The 20416-nt window shown below is 45.0% G+C and carries 17 protein-coding genes and 2 tRNA genes; 18 read left to right on the top strand and 1 reads right to left on the bottom strand.

Features of this window, described 5'->3' with window-relative positions:
- Positions 1–120 precede the first annotated feature (120 nt).
- The 11 genes from mazG (at position 121) to rpoS (ending at position 10505) form a co-directional block, all read left to right on the top strand.
- Positions 121–918, top strand: a complete 798-nt coding sequence (gene mazG / locus AB4623_RS10445; RefSeq protein ID WP_372146355.1) for a nucleoside triphosphate pyrophosphohydrolase — start codon at positions 121–123, stop codon at positions 916–918.
- 150 nt (positions 919–1068) lie between these two features.
- Entirely contained in the window at positions 1069–2709 is a 1641-nt protein-coding gene (locus AB4623_RS10440) for a CTP synthase (protein WP_017063214.1), read from the top strand.
- Positions 2710–2790: 81 nt separating this feature from the next.
- Positions 2791–4089 (top strand): phosphopyruvate hydratase, encoded by a 1299-nt coding sequence (gene eno, locus AB4623_RS10435; RefSeq protein ID WP_017059033.1) that lies wholly within the window; start codon positions 2791–2793, stop codon positions 4087–4089.
- Positions 4090–4490: 401 nt separating this feature from the next.
- Positions 4491–4772 (top strand): cell division protein FtsB, encoded by a 282-nt coding sequence (gene ftsB, locus AB4623_RS10430; RefSeq protein ID WP_010435786.1) that lies wholly within the window; start codon positions 4491–4493, stop codon positions 4770–4772.
- On the top strand, positions 4772–5473 hold the full coding sequence (gene ispD / locus AB4623_RS10425; RefSeq protein WP_017059032.1) for a 2-C-methyl-D-erythritol 4-phosphate cytidylyltransferase: 702 nt from the start codon (positions 4772–4774) through the stop codon (positions 5471–5473). The genes ftsB and ispD overlap by 1 nt, the downstream gene beginning before the upstream one ends.
- Before the next feature lie 2 nt (positions 5474–5475).
- The gene (gene ispF / locus AB4623_RS10420) at positions 5476–5955 is read left to right on the top strand and encodes a 2-C-methyl-D-erythritol 2,4-cyclodiphosphate synthase (RefSeq protein ID WP_004739053.1); all 480 of its coding nucleotides are present in this window, start codon (positions 5476–5478) and stop codon (positions 5953–5955) included.
- 22 nt (positions 5956–5977) lie between these two features.
- The gene (gene truD, locus AB4623_RS10415) at positions 5978–7024 is read left to right on the top strand and encodes a tRNA pseudouridine(13) synthase TruD (protein WP_372146354.1); all 1047 of its coding nucleotides are present in this window, start codon (positions 5978–5980) and stop codon (positions 7022–7024) included.
- 81 nt (positions 7025–7105) lie between these two features.
- Positions 7106–7849 carry a 5'/3'-nucleotidase SurE gene (gene surE, locus AB4623_RS10410; RefSeq protein ID WP_065584105.1) on the top strand — a complete coding sequence of 248 codons (744 nt, stop codon included), beginning with the start codon at positions 7106–7108 and terminating at the stop codon, positions 7847–7849.
- Positions 7850–8476 (top strand): protein-L-isoaspartate(D-aspartate) O-methyltransferase, encoded by a 627-nt coding sequence (locus tag AB4623_RS10405; RefSeq protein WP_065584104.1) that lies wholly within the window; start codon positions 7850–7852, stop codon positions 8474–8476.
- 35 nt (positions 8477–8511) lie between these two features.
- A complete protein-coding gene (gene nlpD / locus AB4623_RS10400; protein ID WP_372146352.1) occupies positions 8512–9426 on the top strand; it encodes a murein hydrolase activator NlpD in 915 nt (304 codons plus the stop codon).
- 98 nt (positions 9427–9524) lie between these two features.
- Entirely contained in the window at positions 9525–10505 is a 981-nt protein-coding gene (gene rpoS, locus AB4623_RS10395; RefSeq protein ID WP_017059027.1) for an RNA polymerase sigma factor RpoS, read from the top strand.
- A 140-nt stretch (positions 10506–10645) separates the two neighbouring features.
- Here the strand turns inward: rpoS and mutS are convergent, their stop codons facing one another.
- Entirely contained in the window at positions 10646–13207 is a 2562-nt protein-coding gene (gene mutS, locus AB4623_RS10390) for a DNA mismatch repair protein MutS (protein WP_372146350.1), read from the bottom strand.
- A 124-nt stretch (positions 13208–13331) separates the two neighbouring features.
- On the opposite strand from mutS, the gene pncC reads away from it, so the two are divergent.
- The 7 genes from pncC (at position 13332) to AB4623_RS10355 (ending at position 20346) form a co-directional block, all read left to right on the top strand.
- Positions 13332–13826, top strand: coding sequence for a nicotinamide-nucleotide amidase (gene pncC, locus AB4623_RS10385; protein WP_029235458.1), 495 nt, complete (start codon positions 13332–13334; stop codon positions 13824–13826).
- Between the two features lie 139 nt (positions 13827–13965).
- Positions 13966–15006: a recombinase RecA gene (gene recA / locus AB4623_RS10380; protein WP_017056586.1), complete on the top strand. Its 1041-nt coding sequence runs from the start codon at positions 13966–13968 to the stop codon at positions 15004–15006.
- A 332-nt stretch (positions 15007–15338) separates the two neighbouring features.
- Positions 15339–17921 carry an alanine--tRNA ligase gene (alaS, locus tag AB4623_RS10375; RefSeq protein ID WP_017063223.1) on the top strand — a complete coding sequence of 861 codons (2583 nt, stop codon included), beginning with the start codon at positions 15339–15341 and terminating at the stop codon, positions 17919–17921.
- A 220-nt stretch (positions 17922–18141) separates the two neighbouring features.
- The gene (locus AB4623_RS10370) at positions 18142–19323 is read left to right on the top strand and encodes an aspartate kinase (RefSeq protein WP_017063224.1); all 1182 of its coding nucleotides are present in this window, start codon (positions 18142–18144) and stop codon (positions 19321–19323) included.
- Positions 19324–19415: 92 nt separating this feature from the next.
- Positions 19416–19613: a carbon storage regulator CsrA gene (gene csrA / locus AB4623_RS10365; protein ID WP_102451467.1), complete on the top strand. Its 198-nt coding sequence runs from the start codon at positions 19416–19418 to the stop codon at positions 19611–19613.
- Between the two features lie 474 nt (positions 19614–20087).
- Positions 20088–20180, top strand: a tRNA-Ser gene (locus AB4623_RS10360).
- 89 nt (positions 20181–20269) lie between these two features.
- A tRNA-Arg gene (locus AB4623_RS10355) sits at positions 20270–20346 on the top strand.
- Positions 20347–20416 lie beyond the last annotated feature (70 nt).

The raw sequence follows: 20416 nt of genomic DNA, 5'->3' as shown, positions 1-20416 counted from the left end.
CATACTTCACTCTTGGAGATGACGAAAAATAGAAAGGTGAGTGGTTTTGGCTGCTCACCTTTTTTAGTTTTAAGAAAAGAATTAGATTAAAACAATCAAACAGAATAATAGGAAAGCACCATGAGCCACCCGATTGAACAACTAGAACAAATTATGACTAAGCTGCGCGATCCAGAAGGTGGCTGTCCTTGGGATTTAAAACAAAATTTTGAAACAATTGTCCCGCATACTATCGAAGAGACGTACGAAGTGGTGGATGCGATTCACAACAAAGATTGGCCGAACCTACAAGAAGAGTTGGGTGACTTGTTGTTTCAGGTGATCTTCTATAGCCAGTTAGCGAAAGAACAGGGGTTGTTTGAGTTCTCTGATGTGGTTGATGGCATTAACGAAAAGCTAACACGCCGCCATCCGCATGTGTTTTCTGATACCGAGTTTGCGAGCGATGAAGAAATTAATGCCAACTGGGAAGCTGAAAAAGCCAAAGAAAAAGCTCAGGCAGGCAAAACTCAAGAAAGTATTCTAGACTCAATACCAAACTCTCTACCTGCGCTTTCACGTGCTACAAAGATTCAAAAACAGGTAGCGAAATATGGCTTTGATTGGGACTCTATTGGCCCAGTGGCTAATAAGGTTTTAGAGGAAGTCGATGAGGTGCTGGAAGAGGCACTTCAAGTGACGCCAAATGAAGATTTGGTTGAAGAAGAGTTGGGAGACTTGCTGTTTGCGACGGTCAATTTGGTACGACATTTAGGTAAAAACCCAGAATCGGCACTCAATAAAGCCAATCTCAAGTTTTCGCGTCGCTTTAAAGGGGTGGAACAAAAAGTTCGTCAGCAAGATAAAAATTTGACCGATTTTTCACTACAACAGCTTGATTCCATGTGGGGTGAAGTCAAAGTGGCGGAGAAAAGATAACCAAAGCTTTTATCATGAATTGATTTGAAGCAAAAAATAAAAAATAGCAGTGTGATAGATTTCACGTTGTGGCGATAAGGGGCTTCTGGTATATTTTCATCCCGTCCAGAAGTAGTCCATTTCCCTCATTCAACCAATTTCAGGTTAAACATGACGACAAATTACATTTTTGTTACTGGCGGGGTTGTATCCTCTCTAGGTAAAGGTATTGCTGCAGCATCTCTTGCGGCTATTTTAGAAGCTCGTGGTCTTAAAGTGACTATGATGAAGCTTGACCCTTACATCAACGTTGATCCAGGCACTATGAGCCCGACTCAGCACGGTGAAGTGTTCGTTACGGAAGATGGCGCTGAAACAGACCTTGACCTTGGTCACTATGAGCGATTCATTCGCACCAAGATGACTAAGCGTAACAACTTCACTGCAGGTCGTGTTTACTCAGACGTACTAGCAAAAGAGCGTCGCGGTGATTACCTAGGTGCAACTATTCAGGTTATCCCACACATCACTAACTCTATCAAAGAGCGTGTAATTTCTGGCGCAGCTGGCCACGATATCGCGATCGTTGAAGTTGGTGGTACGGTTGGTGATATCGAATCTCTACCATTCATGGAAGCGATTCGTCAGCTAGCAGTAGAACTAGGCCGTGAACGCGCAATGTTCATGCACCTTACTCTAGTGCCATACCTAGCAGCTGCGGGCGAAGTGAAAACTAAGCCAACGCAACACTCTGTAAAAGAGCTACTGTCTATTGGTATTCAGCCAGACATCCTAGTTTGTCGTTCAGACCGCAACATTCCTTCGAACGAGCGTAAGAAAATTGCTCTGTTCTGTAATGTGCAAGAAAATGCAGTTATTTCTATGCGCGATGTTGACTCTATCTACAAGATCCCTCAGCTTATTAAAGCTCAAGGTACTGATGAACTTGTATGTAAGCGTTTCGGCATCACAGCTCCAGAAGCAGACCTGTCTGAATGGGAACAAGTAATTTACGAAGAAGCTAACCCAACGGGTGAAGTGACGATTGGTATGGTTGGTAAGTACATTGAACTACCAGACGCATACAAATCAGTAAATGAAGCGCTAAAACACGCGGGCTTGAAAAATCGCCTAAGCGTTAATATTAAATACGTAGATTCACAAGACGTTGAGTCTCGTGGCGTAGAAGTTTTAGAAGGCCTAGATGCAATCCTAGTTCCTGGTGGCTTTGGTGACCGTGGTGTTGAAGGTAAGATTCTTGCTGCTCAATACGCTCGTGAAAACAAAGTACCGTACTTAGGTATCTGTCTAGGTATGCAAGTAGCACTTATCGAGTACGCTCGTAACGTTGCGAAAATGGAAGGGGCACACTCTTCTGAATTCTGTACTGAAACTAAGTACCCAGTTGTTGGTCTTATCACTGAGTGGACTGATGGCGAAGGTAAAGTTGAAGAGCGTACAGAAACATCTGACCTTGGCGGCACAATGCGTCTTGGTTCACAGCTTTGTCACCTAGCGAAAGGGACGAAAGCTTACGAATTATACGGTAGCGCGACGATCCATGAACGTCACCGTCACCGTTACGAAGTGAACAACAATCTTCGTCCACAAATCGAAAAAGCGGGCCTAAAAGTATCGGGTCTATCTGCGGACAAGAAACTGGTTGAAGTTATTGAGAACCCGAACCACCCATGGTTCGTTGCTGCTCAATTCCACCCAGAGTTCACTTCAACACCTCGCGATGGTCACCCATTGTTTGCAGGTTTCGTTAAAGCGGCTGGTGAGTTCCAGCGCGGCGAGTTAGAGAAGTAAAAAGGAATACAGGTAGCTGCGTAAGTTGTGCTGCTACCTTTAAATTTGACATTTATATATTCAACGAGAAGGAAACATTCAATGTCTAAGATCGTTAAAGTTCTAGGTCGTGAAATCATCGATTCACGTGGTAACCCAACTGTAGAAGCTGAAGTACACCTAGAAGGCGGTTTCGTAGGTATGGCTGCTGCTCCATCTGGCGCATCTACTGGTTCTCGCGAAGCTCTTGAGCTACGTGACGGCGACAAATCACGTTTCCTAGGTAAAGGTGTTCTTAAAGCTATTGAAGCTGTAAACGGCCCAATCGCTGAAGCTCTAGTTGGTACTGACGCTAAAGCACAAGCTGACGTTGACCAAATCATGCTTGACCTAGACGGTACTGATAACAAGTCTAAGTTCGGCGCGAACGCTATCCTAGCTGTATCTCTAGCTAACGCAAAAGCTGCTGCTGCTGCGAAAGGCATGCCTCTATACGAGCACATCGCTGAGCTAAACGGTACTGCTGGTCAGTTCTCTATGCCTCTACCAATGATGAACATCATCAACGGTGGTGAGCACGCAGATAACAACGTTGACATCCAAGAGTTCATGATCCAACCAGTTGGCGCTAAAACTCTTAAAGAAGGTCTACGTATCGGCGCTGAAGTATTCCACAACCTAGCTAAAGTTCTTAAGTCTAAAGGCTACAGCACTGCAGTTGGTGATGAAGGTGGTTTCGCTCCTAACCTTAAGTCTAACGCTGAAGCTCTAGAAGTTATCGCAGAAGCTGTTGCAGCTGCTGGTTACGAACTAGGTAAAGACGTTACTCTTGCTATGGACTGTGCAGCATCTGAGTTCTTCGACAAAGAAGCTGGCATCTACAACATGAAGGGCGAAGGTAAAACTTTCACTTCTGAAGAGTTCAACCACTACCTAGCTGAGCTAGCGAACAACTTCCCAATCGTTTCTATCGAAGACGGTCTTGACGAGTCAGATTGGGATGGCTTCAAGCACCAAACTGAACTTCTAGGCGACAAGCTTCAAATCGTTGGTGACGATCTGTTCGTTACAAACACTAAGATTCTTGCTGAAGGTATCGAGAAAGGCGTAGCTAACTCTATCCTTATCAAGTTCAACCAAATCGGTTCTCTAACAGAGACTCTAGCTGCTATCAAGATGGCTAAAGACGCTGGCTACACTGCAGTAATCTCTCACCGTTCTGGCGAAACTGAAGATGCAACTATCGCTGATCTAGCGGTAGGTACAGCTGCAGGTCAAATCAAAACTGGTTCTATGAGCCGTTCTGACCGTGTTGCTAAGTACAACCAACTTATCCGTATCGAAGAAGCTCTAGGTTCTAAAGCTCCTTACAACGGTCTTAAAGAAGTTAAAGGTCAATAATTCGTCCTATTTGGCACTGTAGCTGCGTTAACTGCAGAAGATTCACTAAGTCACATAGGAAACTATGCTCCATAGCTGAATCTTCTTTGTTGCCTTGCTACAGCACCAACTAGTTAGAATTATGCACTAATACTTTTGAATGCCTCGCTTATGCGGGGCATTTTTTTGTCTGTAGAAAACTGAATGAAAGAAGCTCTAGGCTCTAAAGCTCCTCCTTGTCACATATAAAGTTCGTCATTCCCTAGACTGACGAAGGAAGGAGTAGGGAATCTCATTGTTTTCCTGACAATGACTCCCCGACTTATTGATTCCCTGACACCACATATCTCGCACCAATAAGCTCATTATGGTATATATGTGCCTTATTCTAGTTCCTTCTTTTTCAACCGGCGAAAGGTGTTATGCGAATTTTTGCTTTAGTACTGCTCATAGTGTTTGGCTGGCTACAACACACACTGTGGCTCGGTAAAAATGGTATCTCTGATTACTACGGTGTGAACAACGAAATCCAAGTTCAACAGCAAGTAAATGAAAAGCTGCATATTCGAAATGCAGAAATGTTTGCTGAAATTGACGATCTACGCCAAGGCTTAGACGCGATAGAAGAACGCGCACGTCATGAACTTGGAATGGTCAAAGAAGGTGAAACGTTTTATCGCATCATTGGTGAGGAATCCCATTAATGTCGACTCAACTTCAAAGCGTGATTGCCGTTGTACCTGCGGCGGGCGTCGGTAGCCGAATGAAGGCAGACCGCCCTAAGCAATATCTCAAGATTCACGACAAAACAATTTTAGAGCACACCATTGAGAAATTACTGTCTCACCCACAAGTCGCTCAAATTGTCGTTGCGATCAGCGATGATGACCCATACTACCCTGATCTAGCACTCAACCTGAACCCGCAAGTGATCAGAGTGTCAGGCGGAAGCGAGCGAGCGGACTCTGTACTCTCTGCGCTAAACTATATCGCTGAGCAGCAGCTTAGTGATTGGGTAATGGTTCACGATGCGGCAAGGCCGTGTGTTCAGCTAAGTGATATCGACAAGCTAATTTCCGGCGCGATGAGCCATGATGTGGGCGCTATTTTAGCGGCTCCAGTTCGTGACACGATGAAGCGCGGTGCCCAAGGGCAGATCGAGCATACCGTTGAGCGTGCCGATTTATGGCATGCACTTACGCCGCAAATGTTCAGAGCAAAGCCTCTGTGGAAGGCATTAAGTGAGGCGTTGCAACAAGGCGCTTCAATTACTGATGAAGCCTCAGCCTTTGAATGGAAAGGTTTATCGCCCGCTTTAGTGGCAGGGCGTTCAGATAATTTTAAGATTACTCAGCCTGAAGATTTAGCGCTTGCTGAGTTCTATTTAAGTCAGAATAAGGAATAATGATGATTCGTATTGGCCATGGCTTTGATGTACATAAGTTTGGTGGTGAAGGCCCGGTAATTATTGGTGGTGTAAGCATCCCTTACGAGCAAGGTCTTATTGCACACTCAGACGGTGATGTTGCCCTTCATGCGTTGTGTGACGCTCTATTGGGTGCGATTGCTGCGGGTGATATTGGTCGTCATTTCCCTGATACCGATGACGAATGGAAAGGTGCGGATAGCCGTGAGCTACTGAAAGATGTTTACCGTCGAGTAAAAGAACAAGGTTACGTGATTGGTAATGCCGATATTACTATCATGGCGCAAGCTCCAAAGATGGCGCCTCATATAGACTCTATGTGCCAAGCTATTGCTCAAGACCTAGAAACCAGCATTAGCAATGTGAATGTAAAAGCGACAACCACTGAGCGTTTAGGTTTTACAGGTCGCAAAGAGGGCATCGCATGTGAAGCGGTGGTCCTAATTACTAAAAGTGCGTAAGCACCAACACGAAAAGAACAGCATGTCAGATATTTTATCTTCATTGGCTTATCTAAACGGTAAACCAACTGCGAAAGCAAAACTAAAAGCAAAAGCCGAACACTTTGTCGTTAATGAAGACTTGGGTTTTGAGTTTGCTGGTGAAGGCGAGCACCTAATGGTTCGTATTCGTAAAACTGGTGAAAACACGAGCTTCGTAGCAAACGAGCTGGCTAAAGCTTGCGGTGTTAAGTCGAAAGACGTGAGCTGGGCGGGTTTGAAAGACCGCCACGCTGTGACAGAGCAGTGGTTGAGCGTTCACCTACCGAAAGGTGAGCCTGACTTTTCAGGGTTCTTAGCACAATACCCAAGCATTGAAATCTTAGCGACAGCGCGACACAACAAAAAGTTACGTCCAGGCGATTTAGTTGGCAACCAATTTGAGTTGACCTTGTCTGAAGTAACGGATTGCGATGAGGTGGTCAAGCGTTTGGAAAAAGTCGCTCAAGTGGGCGTGCCAAACTACTTTGGTGCTCAGCGTTTTGGCAATGAAGGTAACAACCTATCTGAAGCTCGTCGTTGGGGCCGCGATAACGTTCGTACTCGTAACCAGAATAAGCGCAGCTTGTACCTTTCTGCTGCTCGTTCGTGGATTTACAACCTGATCCTTTCAGACCGTATTGAGCAAGATGCGTTTGCATCAGCATTGGTTGGCGATATCGTGGTGAAAGACGGTGCTCAACTGGCAGTAACAGCAGACAACATTGAAGCTGTAAACCAAGACATTGCGAACGGTTCTGCTTTGATAACTGTTGCTTTGGCTGGCGATAATGCCTTACCAACGATTGATGAGTCTCAAGCGTTAGAGCAAAAACATCTTGATTCTGAACCTGACCTAATGGCGCTGATTCGCGGTAACCGCATGCGCCATGACCGTCGTGAAGCATCGTTAAAACCAACCGATTTAACTTGGGAAGTGAACGAAGATAATGTCACTCTTAAGTTCTCTCTAGACGCAGGTTGTTTCGCAACCGCTATCGTTCGAGAGTTGGTTGAAGAAGTACACGTAGAGAGAACCTACGAGCAATAACGATTCTGCTTGGAGCTGAGTCACTTGATATTGGAATTTAAGTGACTTGGCTTAGCATGGGAACAAAAGAAAGGATACAAGATGAAGATTTTACTCAGCAATGATGATGGTGTGCACGCTCAAGGTATTCATGAGCTAGCAAATGAATTACGTGATCTTGCTGAAGTTATCATTGTGGCACCTGACCGAAATCGCTCAGGTGCTTCAAATTCATTAACTTTAGAACAACCTTTGCGCGTTCAAGAAATTGCAGAAAATACCTACACGGTACAAGGCACGCCGACCGACTGTGTGCATTTTGCGTTAAATGAACTGCTCAAGAACGATATGCCCGATCTGGTTTTAACGGGTATTAATCACGGTGCTAACCTTGGTGACGATGTGCTTTATTCAGGAACAGTCGCAGCCGCAATGGAAGGGCATTTCTTAGGCGTTCAATCGGTGGCATTTTCATTGGTGGGTAAAAAACATTTTAAGACAGCGGCAGCGATTGCTCGTCGTATCGTCGAACAACATTTAGTCAACCCAATCCCAACTAATCGCCTGTTAAACGTCAATGTGCCTGATTTGGCTTTAGAACAACTCTCTGGTACTCAAGTTACGCGCCTCGGTGCTCGTCACCATGCCGAAGATATGATTAAGCAAAAAGACCCTCGTGGTCATGATATCTATTGGCTTGGTCCTCCGGGAAAAGAACAAGATGCTGGTGAAGGTACGGACTTTTATGCGATAGAGCATGGCTTTGTATCGGTAACACCGCTACAGGTTGATTTAACGGCGCATGAGTCGTTGGGTGCGATGGCGACATGGTTAGGAGAGAAGTAAGTGAGTAATCCACAAGCAGAGCGCTTAGTTACTTTTCTGATTGAAAATGGCATTCAAGATCAGAAAGTGCTTGATGCGATTTACCAATTACCAAGAGAGAGTTTTTTGTCGCAGGCGATGTATCATCAAGCTTATGATAATAATGCGCTGCCTATTGGACAAGGGCAGACGATCTCTCAGCCGTACATCGTTGCTAAAATGACAGAGTTACTTGAACTACAACAAGATAGCCGTGTTTTGGAAATTGGCACGGGTTCTGGTTATCAAACCGCTGTACTAGCTCAACTTGTTGACCATGTGTATTCGGTTGAACGAATAAAGTCTCTACAATGGGATGCTAAACGCAGGTTGAAGCAACTCGATTTCTACAATATTTCAACCAAACATGGTGATGGCTGGCAAGGATGGTCTTCCAAGGCGCCTTTTGATGCGATTATTGTCACCGCAGCTGCAGAGTCGATTCCTCAGGCTCTTTTACAGCAGTTGAAAGATGGCGGCCGTTTATTAATCCCTGTTGGTGATGACGAACAACAATTGTTGAAGATTGTTCGCCATGGTGACGAGTTTTTATCGAGCGTGATCGAGATGGTGAGATTTGTACCTCTTGTTCCCGGTGAACTAGCTTAATAACAAGACTAATGGTGTAGGCGGGTAGAGAGTCGATGCGTTCGAAGTTGTTAAAAGTAAGTGCTTTACTACTTAGCTGTGCCCTTGTTGGGTGTGCAGCGAATTCGCCTGCGCCAGTTTCAAGCTTAAATAAAAAATACTCTTCGATTGATCGTGGCAGCTATCGCGGTAGTTACTACGAAGTGAAAAAAGGCGATACGCTTTATTTTATTGCTTATGTGACGAACAAAGACGTTAACGATTTAGTTAGTTATAACAAGCTCTCTGCTCCTTATACAATCCACCCAGGGCAGAAGCTTAAGTTGTGGCGCCCGAGCTACAGCGCACCAGTGTATGGTAAATCAACAGTGGCGGTTGCAGCAGTTGCTGCGCCTGTCGCGGCATCCACTACGTCATCGACAGCAAGTACCCCTAAAACTACGCCTAAAAAGAGTAAAAACTCTAAACCTGCGCCAACTCAAACTACGACTAAAGTGGTTAAAAAAGATCCACCAAAGAAGGTTGAACAATCCAAATCAAAGGAGTATGTTGGTTCTAAAGGTAAACAGAATGTTACACCGTCCACCAAACCAACAAGTGATAAAGTATCCAAATGGTTATGGCCAACTAAAGGGAGAGTAATCAAGAATTTCTCTGTAGGCGAACAAGGAAATAAAGGCATAGACATAGCAGGACAGCGAGGTCAGCCAATAGTATCTACTGCAGGGGGAACGGTTGTTTATTCGGGTAATGCATTACGAGGCTACGGCAATCTAGTGATTGTGAAGCATAATGATAATTACTTAAGTGCATACGCGCATAACGACCGACTATTAGTATCTGAAGGGCAAAGTGTGAAACCAGGGCAGAAGATTGCAACAATGGGAAGCTCTGGAGCCAGCAGTGTTAGGCTGCACTTTGAGATTCGTTACCAAGGTAAGTCCGTTAATCCAAAACGATATTTGCCTTAAATACAATATGCAAATAATACATATTGTATGGAGTGACATAGTCATTTAGCGACATATAAAGTTGTGATGTCATGCTAATTTCGCCAGGGGGAGGCGTTATGAGTATAAGCAATGCAGTAACCAAAGAAGAGTTCGATCTTGACCAAGCAACCACGGAACCGGAAGCTCTTGGAAAAGCAAAACGAACAGTCACTAAGAAAACCGAAGCGAAAGAAGAAGTTGAAGTTACGTCTAAAAGTTTAGATGCCACTCAACTCTACTTAGGCGAAATTGGTTTCTCACCACTACTAACCGCTGAAGAAGAAGTGCTATATGCACGTCGAGCTCTACGCGGTGATGAAGCAGCACGTAAACGCATGATCGAAAGTAACCTGCGTTTAGTGGTCAAAATTTCACGTCGTTATAGCAACCGCGGCCTTGCACTTCTCGATCTAATCGAAGAAGGCAACCTAGGTTTGATTCGCGCCGTAGAGAAGTTTGATCCAGAGCGTGGCTTCCGCTTCTCAACTTACGCGACATGGTGGATTCGTCAAACCATTGAACGTGCGTTAATGAATCAGACTCGCACTATCCGTTTGCCAATCCATGTTGTGAAAGAGCTGAACATCTACCTACGTACTGCAAGAGAGCTATCACAAAAGCTTGACCATGAACCAACGGCAGAAGAAATTGCTTCTAAGCTAGATAAGCCGGTTGGTGATGTGAGCAAGATGCTTCGTCTAAACGAAAGAGTGAGCTCTGTTGATACGCCAATTGGTGGTGACGGTGAGAAAGCGCTGTTGGATATTATTCCAGACATCAATAATTCAGATCCTGAGGTTTCAACTCAAGATAGCGATATCAAGAACTCGTTGATTTTCTGGCTTGATGAGCTGAATCCTAAGCAGAAAGAGGTGCTTGCGCGTCGCTTTGGACTACTGGGTTATGAACCGTCAACATTAGAAGAAGTGGGCCGCGAAATCAGCCTGACTCGTGAACGTGTTCGTCAAATCCAAGTTGAAGGTCTTCGCCGTCTACGTGAGATTCTTATCAAGCAAGGTCTGAATATGGAAAACCTGTTCAACGTAGAAAACGACTAATTGAACGGATGATGCTTCTCTAAATAGAAGACAAATAAAAACGCTGACTTTAAGTCAGCGTTTTTTTGTTTGTGGCTTTGGTATTTCATGCCGTCTAATCAAAATAGCAGTACGGCCATAACAAGCTACTTGGTAAGAAACTAAAGCAGCTTCTTCAAGCGGTAAAGTTCTTCTAATGCTTGGCGAGGAGTTAGATCATCAGGATCAATATTCGCTAGCGCTTGCTCTACTTCACTCGGTTCTGGGATCAGGCTCAGTTGGTTTGCGATATCGACACCGCTTGGCTTCGATGTTGGCGACTCCATACTTAACGCTTCTAACTGAGTCAGCTTCGCACGAGCATTCTTGATCACTGCTTTCGGTACGCCAGCTAAACCTGCAACCGCTAGACCATAAGATTTACTTGCAGCACCTTCTTGAACTGCGTGCATAAAGGCAATGCTATCACCATGCTCAACCGCATCTAAGTGTACGTTTGCTAAAGTTGGAAGTTGGTTAGGTAGTTCAGTTAGCTCAAAGTAGTGCGTTGCAAACAGTGTCATCGCATTGATTTGATTGGCTAGCCACTCTGCACTTGCCCAAGCCAGAGACAGGCCATCGTAAGTACTGGTACCACGACCGATTTCATCCATTAGCACAAGGCTGTTTGGTGTTGCATTGTGCAGGATATTTGCGGTTTCTGTCATCTCAACCATGAAGGTTGAACGGCCAGAAGCCAAATCATCGGATGCGCCAATACGCGTAAAGATACGGTCGATAGAGCCGATGGTTGCGCTTTCTGCAGGAACATAACAACCGATATGAGCCATCAATGCGATGAGTGCCGTTTGGCGCATGTAGGTCGATTTACCACCCATGTTGGGACCCGTGATGATCAGCATCTTACGTTGATCATTCAGGTCGATAGGGTTAGCAATGAAAGGTTCGTCCATCACTTGTTCAACAACAGGGTGACGACCGGCCTGAATTTGTACGCCAGCAGACTCTGTCATGGTTGGACGACAGTAATCAAGGGTATCTGCACGCTCAGCCAAGTTCTGTAGAACATCAAGCTGAGATACTGAAGAGGCGATATTTTGTAGGCGCTCTAGATACGGCAGTAGTAAGTCAAACAACTCTTCCCACAGCTGTTTCTCGATAGCGAGTGCTTTCGACTTAGAGTTAAGTACTTTGTCTTCGTGCTCTTTTAGCTCAGGAATGATGTAACGCTCAGCATTTTTCAGCGTTTGACGACGAACATAGTGTGGCGGCACAAGATGGCTTTGCCCACGGCTTACTTGAATGAAGAAACCATGTACGTTGTTGTAGCCAACTTTTAGCGTGTCGATGCCATGACGTTCACGCTCTTCTTGCTCAAGCTTATCAAGAAATTCAGTTGCGCCTGCTGCAAGGTCGCGCCATTCGTCTAACTCGGCATTGTAGCCTTCTGCAATCACACCACCGTCACGGATAACCACCGGTGGGTTCTCTTTGATTGCACGTTCAAGCAGCTCAGAAACCTCATCCACAGGAGAAGCATATTGAGCAAGTTGAGTTAGGTATGGGTGCTTCAGTTGCGTCAGTGTTTCAGCAAGCTCTGGCAAATATTCCATTGCTTGGCGAAGACGCGCCATATCGCGAGGGCGAGCAGAGCGAAGTGCTAATCGAGCGAGAATACGTTCGATATCACCAATCTGTTTTAAGGTTGGCTGTAGTTCTGTGAATAGAGCCAAATCTTTCATTTCACCAATTGCATCTAAGCGCTGATCGAGTGCAGATATATTGCGCATTGGTTGATGTAACCAACGCTTAAGCATACGGCTACCCATTGCTGTCGCAGTATGATCAAGTACTTCGGCAAGGGTGTTATCAGTACCACCCCCAAGATTTTGCGTGATCTCCAAATTACGACGAGTTGCAGCATCAAGGATCACCGAGTGATCTTGTTTATCCATCGTGAGTGAACGGATATGAGGGAGGGCAGTACGTTGGGTATCTTTCACGTATTGGATCAAACAACCAGCCGCACATAGACCCAGTTTCGCGCTTTCTACGCCAAAGCCAACCAGATCGCGAGTACCAAACTGCTTATTCAATTGCTGCTTAGCGGTGTCTAATTCAAATTCCCATACAGGGCGGCGGCGGTTGCCATTACGGCTTGCCATTAAATCGACGGGTTCGAAATCTTCAGGGAACAGCAGCTCACGCGGAGAGGTTCTTTGTAGCTCAGCGGCCATCGCTTCTTCTGTTTCTGGCTCGCAAAGTTGGAATCGGCCAGAGGTAATATCAAGTGTCGCATAACCGAATTTACCGTTGTGGTGATAAATGGCTGCAATTAGGTTATCAACGCGTTCAGAAAGCAAGGCTTCGTCGGTTACGGTACCCGGTGTCACGATACGCACTACTGCGCGCTCAACAGGGCCTTTTGAAAGTGCTGGATTACCAATCTGTTCACAAATTGCTACGGACTCACCAAGTTGCACTAACTTTGCAAGGTATCCTTCAACCGCATGGTATGGAACACCTGCCATCGGAATCGGTTCACCATTTGATGAGCCACGCTTAGTCAGTGAAATATCGAGGAGTTGAGAGGCTTTTTTAGCGTCATCGTAGAAAAGCTCGTAGAAATCGCCCATGCGGTAGAACAGCAGAATTTCTGGGTTTTCTGCTTTCAGTTTTAGATACTGCTGCATCATGGGAGTATGTTTTTGATCGGCTTTCACAGTTAACTTCTTTCGTTTATTTCTATTGCGGCTTAGGATACGTGAAAGCGTTTCGTGCGAAAAGCGGCTGATGCGAAAAGATGCGAATCCAAATGATATGACAGTAAATAAAGGGAAGCAGATGATGCAGATGACTCAAGACCTTAGTGAGCAGCTTGGACATTTACTCGCTAAACACAAACACGTGTTAGTGACGGCTGAATCTTGCACTGGCGGAGGTGTCGCGAGTGCAGTCACCGATATTGCGGGCAGCTCTGGATGGTTTGATCGCGCTTTTGTTACGTACAGCAATGAAGCCAAACAAGAGATGATCGGTGTACAGCTTAAAACCTTAATGGAGTTCGGCGCCGTGAGTGAGCCTGTCGTAATAGAAATGGCGAGCGGGGCATTGCAACATTCAAACGGGACGATCTCTGTATCAATCAGTGGCATCGCTGGCCCAGGTGGCGCGACCGAAGATAAGCCTGTTGGTACAGTATGCTTCGCGTGGAAAGCGCTAAATGGCTGGGATAAAGTAGAAACGCATGTATTTACAGGCGACAGATCACAAGTACGCCAACAAGCCACGCACCATGCCCTGCAAGTTATTTATGATTACCTATCAATGGAAGGTAAGTAACATTTGTACAAATTATTTTCATACAGGTATAGACACTGTATGAATCAACAGTATAATGAAAGCCAATTAGTCACCCCTATGTGGGTTAGAAATAGATTCTAGATCGCTTGTTGAGACAACCGATTATGTGGAGATAGAAATGGACGAGAATAAACAAAAAGCGTTAGCCGCAGCCCTTGGTCAGATTGAAAAGCAATTTGGTAAAGGTTCTATCATGCGTCTTGGTGATAACCGCACAATGGACGTAGAAACTATTTCTACAGGTTCTCTATCTCTAGATATCGCACTAGGTGCTGGTGGCCTACCGATGGGACGTATCGTAGAAGTTTACGGTCCAGAATCATCAGGTAAAACAACGCTAACGCTTGAGCTTATTGCTGCAGCACAGAAAGTGGGAAAGACGTGTGCATTCGTTGATGCGGAGCACGCACTAGACCCTATCTACGCTCAAAAGCTTGGTGTTGATATCGATGCACTTCTTGTTTCTCAACCAGATACTGGTGAGCAAGCGCTGGAAATCTGTGATGCACTGGCTCGTTCAGGTGCAATCGACGTTCTTGTTATTGACTCAGTAGCAGCCCTAACACCAAAAGCAGAAATCGAAGGCGAAATGGGCGACAGCCACATGGGTCTTCAGGCTCGTATGCTTTCTCAAGCAATGCGTAAGCTGACGGGTAACCTTAAGCAGTCTAACTGTATGGCTATCTTCATTAACCAAATTCGTATGAAAATTGGTGTGATGTTCGGTAACCCAGAAACAACAACAGGTGGTAACGCACTTAAGTTCTACGCATCTGTTCGTCTTGATATTCGCCGTACTGGTGCGATTAAAGATGGTGATGAAGTTGTTGGTAACGAAACTCGTATCAAGGTCGTTAAGAACAAGATTGCTGCACCATTCAAACAAGCTGAGACTCAAATCCTTTACGGTAAAGGCTTCAACCGCGAAGGTGAGCTTATCGACTTAGGTGTTAAGAATAAGCTAGTAGAAAAAGCAGGCGCTTGGTACAGCTACAAAGGCGATAAGATCGGCCAAGGTAAAGCTAACGCTGGTAAATACCTACGTGAAAACCCAGAAGTTGCTCTAGAGATCGATACTAAACTTCGTGAGTTACTACTGACTCCTGCTGTTCTTGAAGAGAAAGACGTAGAGAAAGAAGAAGAAAACGAAGAGCTATAAGCTCACGTTTTATAGAGTGGATGTTTGAAAGAAGCATCCGCTTTGAAAGAATTTAAAGCCTCGCATATTTTATGCGGGGCTTTTTTATTGGATCTGCTCCGTCGAGCATGTCTTTGGTCAAATCTCTTTCGTTGACTGAGTTTCTTCGGTACTAGGTCGTCAATTTAGTTCTGCTTTTCCACGGCAAGATATAGTGGAATATTCTTCATTTTATCGAATTCCCACTAAAATCCTGCCCAAGGGTGTCTTTTCTACAAGAAAACTAGTCGAAGCCTTAACCATGATCTACAATACGGCAAAATTCTAACTCGACTATTTTCAGGAAGAGCTGCATGTACATGAGCACTGATGAGGTTCGCAACGCGTTCCTTAAGTTCTTTGAGAGCAAAGAACACCAAATCGTAGACAGTTCATCGTTAGTTCCACATAACGATCCAACCCTGCTATTCACTAACGCAGGTATGAACCAATTCAAAGATTGCTTCTTAGGCGCCGAAAAGCGTGCCTACACTCGAGCAACTACGGCTCAGCGTTGTGTACGTGCGGGTGGTAAACACAATGACCTTGAAAACGTAGGTTTCACGGCTCGTCACCACACGTTCTTCGAAATGCTAGGCAACTTCAGCTTTGGCGACTACTTCAAAGAAGAAGCGATTGGATTTGCTTGGGAATTCCTGACTGAAACTCTTCAACTGCCAAAAGATCGTCTACTGGTAACGGTATACGAGACAGATGATGAAGCATTCGATATCTGGAACAAGAAAGTAGGTGTTCCTGCTGACCGTATCGTTCGCATTGGCGACAAAGAAGGCGGTAAACAGTTCGAGTCTGATAACTTCTGGACGATGGGTGACACAGGTCCTTGTGGTCCATGTACTGAAATCTTCTACGATCACGGTGAGCACATCTGGGGCGGCCGTCCTGGTACACCTGAAGAAGATGGTGACCGTTTCATCGAGATCTGGAACAACGTATTCATGCAGTTCAACCGTCACGCTGACGGCACAATGGAACCGCTACCTAAGCCTGCTGTAGATACAGGTATGGGTATTGAGCGTATTTCTGCAATCATGCAGGGCGTTCACTCTAACTACGAAATTGATGTATTCCAAAAGCTAATCAAAGCGACTGCGGAAGTTGTTGGTCATGACGATCTATCTAACCAATCGCTACGCGTTATTGCTGACCACATCCGTTCTTGTTCATTCCTAATTGCTGACGGTGTTATGCCTTCAAACGAAGGTCGTGGCTACGTTCTACGTCGTATCATCCGTCGTGCAGTTCGTCACGGTAACAAGCTTGGCGCACAAGGCGTGTTCTTCCACAAACTTGTGGGCGTACTGGCTGAAGTGATGGGCTCTGCGGCAGATGAACTTAAGAAACAGCAAGAGCTGGTTGAAAAAGTACTTCGCATTGAGGAAGAGAACTTTGGTCGTACGCTAGAGCGCGGCATGGTTATTCTTAATGACGCACTAGATGCACTTGAAGGCAAAGAGCTTGACGGCGAAACAGTTTTCAAACTTTACGATACATACGGCTTCCCAGCTGACCTTACTAACGATGTAGCTCGCGAACGCGATTTTACTATCGATGAAGAAGGCTTTGAGAAGGCGATGGAAGCACAGCGTAAGCGTGCACGTGAAGCTGGCCAATTCGGCACGGATTACAACGCGACAATCAAAGTAGACACCAATACTGAGTTCTGTGGTTACACAGCAACTGAAGGTGCTGGTGAAATCTCTGCGCTATTCGTTGACGGCGAAGAGGTTGCTTCACTATCGGCTGGCGACAAAGCAATCATCATCCTTGAAGAGACACCATTCTACGCTGAGTCAGGCGGTCAATGTGGTGATGCTGGTACACTAAAAACAGCGTCGGGTCTTTTCAAAGTACAAGACACTCAGAAGCTAGGTAACGCATTTGCGCACCACGGTGAGCTAGTTGAAGGTGTATTTGCTAAGGGCGATAAAGTAGAAGCAACGGTTGACGCTGAGCGTCGAGCTGCTATCTCACTAAACCACTCTGCCACTCACTTACTTCACTCTGCATTGCGCGAAGTGCTAGGTGAGCACGTTGCTCAGAAAGGTTCTTTAGTTAAGCCAGATAACCTACGTTTTGACTTCTCTAACCTTGAAGCGGTAACACCAGCACAGATTAAAGAAGTAGAGCGTCTAGTTAACGCACAAGTTCGTAAGAACCATGTGATTGAAACGAACATCATGGACATCGAGTCAGCGAAAGAAAAAGGTGCAATGGCACTGTTTGGCGAGAAGTACGATGATGAAGTTCGCGTTCTATCTATGGGCGATTTCTCTACTGAACTTTGTGGTGGTATCCACGCAAGCAACACGGGTGATATCGGTCTATTCAAGATCACTTCTGAAGGTGGTATTGCTGCGGGTATTCGTCGTATTGAAGCGGTAACAGGTGAAGCTGCTCTAGATGCTGTAGAAGCTCAGGCTAACGCTTACGAAGAGAAACTTGCTGAATCAGCTAAGAAAGCGAAATCGCTAGAGAAAGAAATCCAACTGCTTAAAGAAAAGATGGCTGCTGCAGAAAGCGCAAACATCATGGGCAAAGTAGAAGACATCTCTGGTACTAAAGTTTTGGTTGCTGCAATTGAAGGCGCAGACAACAAGAACCTACGTACTATGGTTGATAACGCTAAAAACCAAGTAGGTAGCGGCATCATCCTGATCGCGAACGTAGCAGACGGTAAAGTTGGCTTGATTGCTGGTGTAACCAAAGACCTAATCGGCAAAGTAAAAGCGGGTGATCTCGTCAAGATGGTTGCTGAGCAAGTTGGCGGTAAAGGCGGCGGTCGTCCAGATATGGCTCAAGCGGGCGGTACAGACGTTGCAGCACTGCCAGAAGCGCTTAAATCTGTGCGTACTTGGCTAGAAGAGCGTCTTTAAGCTTAAGTAATTGATACAAAGATGCCCAATCAGTTGATTGGGCATCTTTTATTTTGCCTATTGGAAGTGTGTTTAAACAAGGTTTGATTGAGATTAACCAAGAAGTCTAATGGTGGCGTTAGACTCCTTGGTTAATTTTTTATTGCTTCGCCCTGACGCGGAGTATGTGTTTTTTTGTCATATATAGACATTGGTCTTGGGAAGGTGAGGACGGGTGAAAATGCCTCTTATCGTGCAGAAATTTGGTGGAACGTCGGTGGGTTCAATTGAACGAATCCATCATGTAGCAGAAAAAATCATTGAAGCGAAAAATGAAGGGAACCAGATCGTGGTTGTCGTTTCTGCTATGTCTGGTGAAACAAATCGGTTAGTTAATTTAGCCACGCAAGTTGATAGCGTACCAAACGCTAGAGAACTGGATGTGTTGTTAACGGCTGGCGAGCAAGTTTCCATGGCCTTGTTAGCAATGACGTTACACAAGTTAGGTTATGAAGCGACATCGATGACTGGCTATCAAGCCAAGATACACACGGATTCTAATCATAATAATGCGGCGATTGAGCGTATTGATACTGCTCCGATTCAAGCTCTGCTAGATGACAACCAGATTGTTATTGTTGCAGGCTTTCAAGGATTCAATGCGAAAGGTGATATCACGACATTAGGCCGCGGTGGTTCAGATACTACAGCGGTCGCGCTTGCAGGTGCCTTGCAGGCGAAAGAATGCCAGATCTATACTGATGTAGATGGTGTTTACTCTTGTGACCCTAGAGTCGTAAAACAATCTCAGAAATTAGATACTTTAGACTTTCCTTCTATGGAAGAGATGGCTCGCCGAGGCGCTAAGGTATTGCACCTTCCTTGTGTTCAGTATGCATGGCAGCACAACGTGTCATTGCGAGTGCTTTCAAGCTTTGAACAAGGCGAGGGCACATTGATCGCGGGTAATCAGTGTTTGAATGATATTGCTGGCATCGCCATCCAAAGAGATATGGTGCGTATCGAGTGTTTGAATGAAGATTTACCGTCTTTCATTTCACATTGCCAACTGTTGGGGATCGAAGTCTGTAGTGTGATCGAGGAAACAGAACGGGCAGCACTCATTATTAAACAAGACATAAGTGCCAAATTAAAACTAGTTTTTGCTGAGAAAATCCGTAATAGTGAACAGGTTAGTTTGTTAACTGTGGTAGGAAGCCGAACACAAGAAATTGTGGTCAGTTCACATGGATTGTTGTCTGAAGGCGAAATTGATGTACAGCATCACTTATTGCAGCAGCAGTCTTTAACTTTGGTGATATCACCAACGCAAGTCGATATGGCTGCTAACATATTACACAATGCATACATCGTAGCGCGTGAAACACAGGGTTATCCTAAAAAAGAAGTGCATTTTGGTTAAATAAACTCAATCGATAGTTTACGAAAATATAACTTTTGTTGGATAATGCTCTCGTAGCTAGATAAATTTAGAGATTACTCAAGGAGCAAAGAATGCTAATTTTGACTCGCCGCGTTGGCGAAACACTGATGATTGGTGATGAAGTAACAGTTACTGTACTAGGCGTTAAAGGTAACCAAGTACGTATCGGTGTTAACGCACCTAAAGAAGTATCTGTTCACCGTGAAGAGATCTACATGCGCATTCAAGCTGAAAAAGGTAATGGTAACGTTGCAGCTGGCAACTACTAATACTTTTGCGTAGAGAAGAGGCTAGCATTGTTGCTAGCCTTTTTTGATCTTGGGGAACCGAAACACTGATTGGGACATAGATGGGTTGGATAACGGATCGGTCTCAAAGTGGTGAAGTGAATGCTTTGTGATGCTGCGAGATACAGACAAGGTTGAACAGAACTGTTGCTCTGTATTTTGTTTGGCAAAACTCAAGATTTATTCGCTTCCCCTATGGCGAAAATACGCATCCCGTAGTATTGTGCCATCAGCGGTAGCACTTGCTTCTGGAGAAATTAGATAATTGTTTTCGGCTGTTTATTATTGCCAATCTTTCACCTTAATTTTTAAGGGAAAAAGCGCGATTTGAATCTTATAAGTTCAATTTGCAAGCGCTTTGATTAAATAGCAAACGGTTGGGTGTTTTTGTCCAATTTTTTTCAATAAAGTGTTTGACATATTTTCGGTAAAACGTAATATGTGCCTCCGCAAGACGGTGAGGTGGCCGAGTGGCCGAAGGCGCTCCCCTGCTAAGGGAGTATGTGGTTTGTAGCTGCATCGAGGGTTCGAATCCCTCCCTCACCGCCATTCATTACAGGCCGATGGCCTTTTTTTTTCTTTGTAGCAAGAAGAATGTGATATATTTCACAACTTCATTCTTAATGAATGAACACCGTGCGTCCTTAGCTCAGCTGGATAGAGTACCTGGCTACGAACCAGGCGGTCGGAGGTTCGAATCCTCCAGGACGCGCCACTATTTAAGGGTTTATTTCTTTTAAGAATGAAAGTCCTTGTATTGACTAAGTTGATACTAAAACCGTGCG

It is taken from the genome of Vibrio sp. 10N.222.52.C12 (assembly GCF_041474215.1).
In the GTDB taxonomy this organism is placed as follows: domain Bacteria; phylum Pseudomonadota; class Gammaproteobacteria; order Enterobacterales; family Vibrionaceae; genus Vibrio; species Vibrio crassostreae_C.
This window is presented reverse-complemented; position numbering and strand designations above follow the sequence as displayed.

Bases quoted from the DNA above. Each gene is read 5' to 3' on its own strand.
- rpoS (WP_017059027.1), top strand. From the start codon at position 9,525: ATGAGTATAAGCAATGCAGTAACCAAAGAAGAGTTCGATCTTGACCAA.
- ftsB (WP_010435786.1), top strand. From the start codon at position 4,491: ATGCGAATTTTTGCTTTAGTACTGCTCATAGTGTTTGGCTGGCTACAA.
- alaS (WP_017063223.1), top strand. From the start codon at position 15,339: ATGTACATGAGCACTGATGAGGTTCGCAACGCGTTCCTTAAGTTCTTT.
- csrA (WP_102451467.1), top strand. From the start codon at position 19,416: ATGCTAATTTTGACTCGCCGCGTTGGCGAAACACTGATGATTGGTGAT.
- mazG (WP_372146355.1), top strand. From the start codon at position 121: ATGAGCCACCCGATTGAACAACTAGAACAAATTATGACTAAGCTGCGC.
- AB4623_RS10440 (WP_017063214.1), top strand. From the start codon at position 1,069: ATGACGACAAATTACATTTTTGTTACTGGCGGGGTTGTATCCTCTCTA.
- pncC (WP_029235458.1), top strand. From the start codon at position 13,332: ATGCAGATGACTCAAGACCTTAGTGAGCAGCTTGGACATTTACTCGCT.
- eno (WP_017059033.1), top strand. From the start codon at position 2,791: ATGTCTAAGATCGTTAAAGTTCTAGGTCGTGAAATCATCGATTCACGT.
- ispD (WP_017059032.1), top strand. From the start codon at position 4,772: ATGTCGACTCAACTTCAAAGCGTGATTGCCGTTGTACCTGCGGCGGGC.
- ispF (WP_004739053.1), top strand. From the start codon at position 5,476: ATGATTCGTATTGGCCATGGCTTTGATGTACATAAGTTTGGTGGTGAA.
- recA (WP_017056586.1), top strand. From the start codon at position 13,966: ATGGACGAGAATAAACAAAAAGCGTTAGCCGCAGCCCTTGGTCAGATT.
- nlpD (WP_372146352.1), top strand. From the start codon at position 8,512: ATGCGTTCGAAGTTGTTAAAAGTAAGTGCTTTACTACTTAGCTGTGCC.
- AB4623_RS10370 (WP_017063224.1), top strand. From the start codon at position 18,142: ATGCCTCTTATCGTGCAGAAATTTGGTGGAACGTCGGTGGGTTCAATT.
- surE (WP_065584105.1), top strand. From the start codon at position 7,106: ATGAAGATTTTACTCAGCAATGATGATGGTGTGCACGCTCAAGGTATT.
- truD (WP_372146354.1), top strand. From the start codon at position 5,978: ATGTCAGATATTTTATCTTCATTGGCTTATCTAAACGGTAAACCAACT.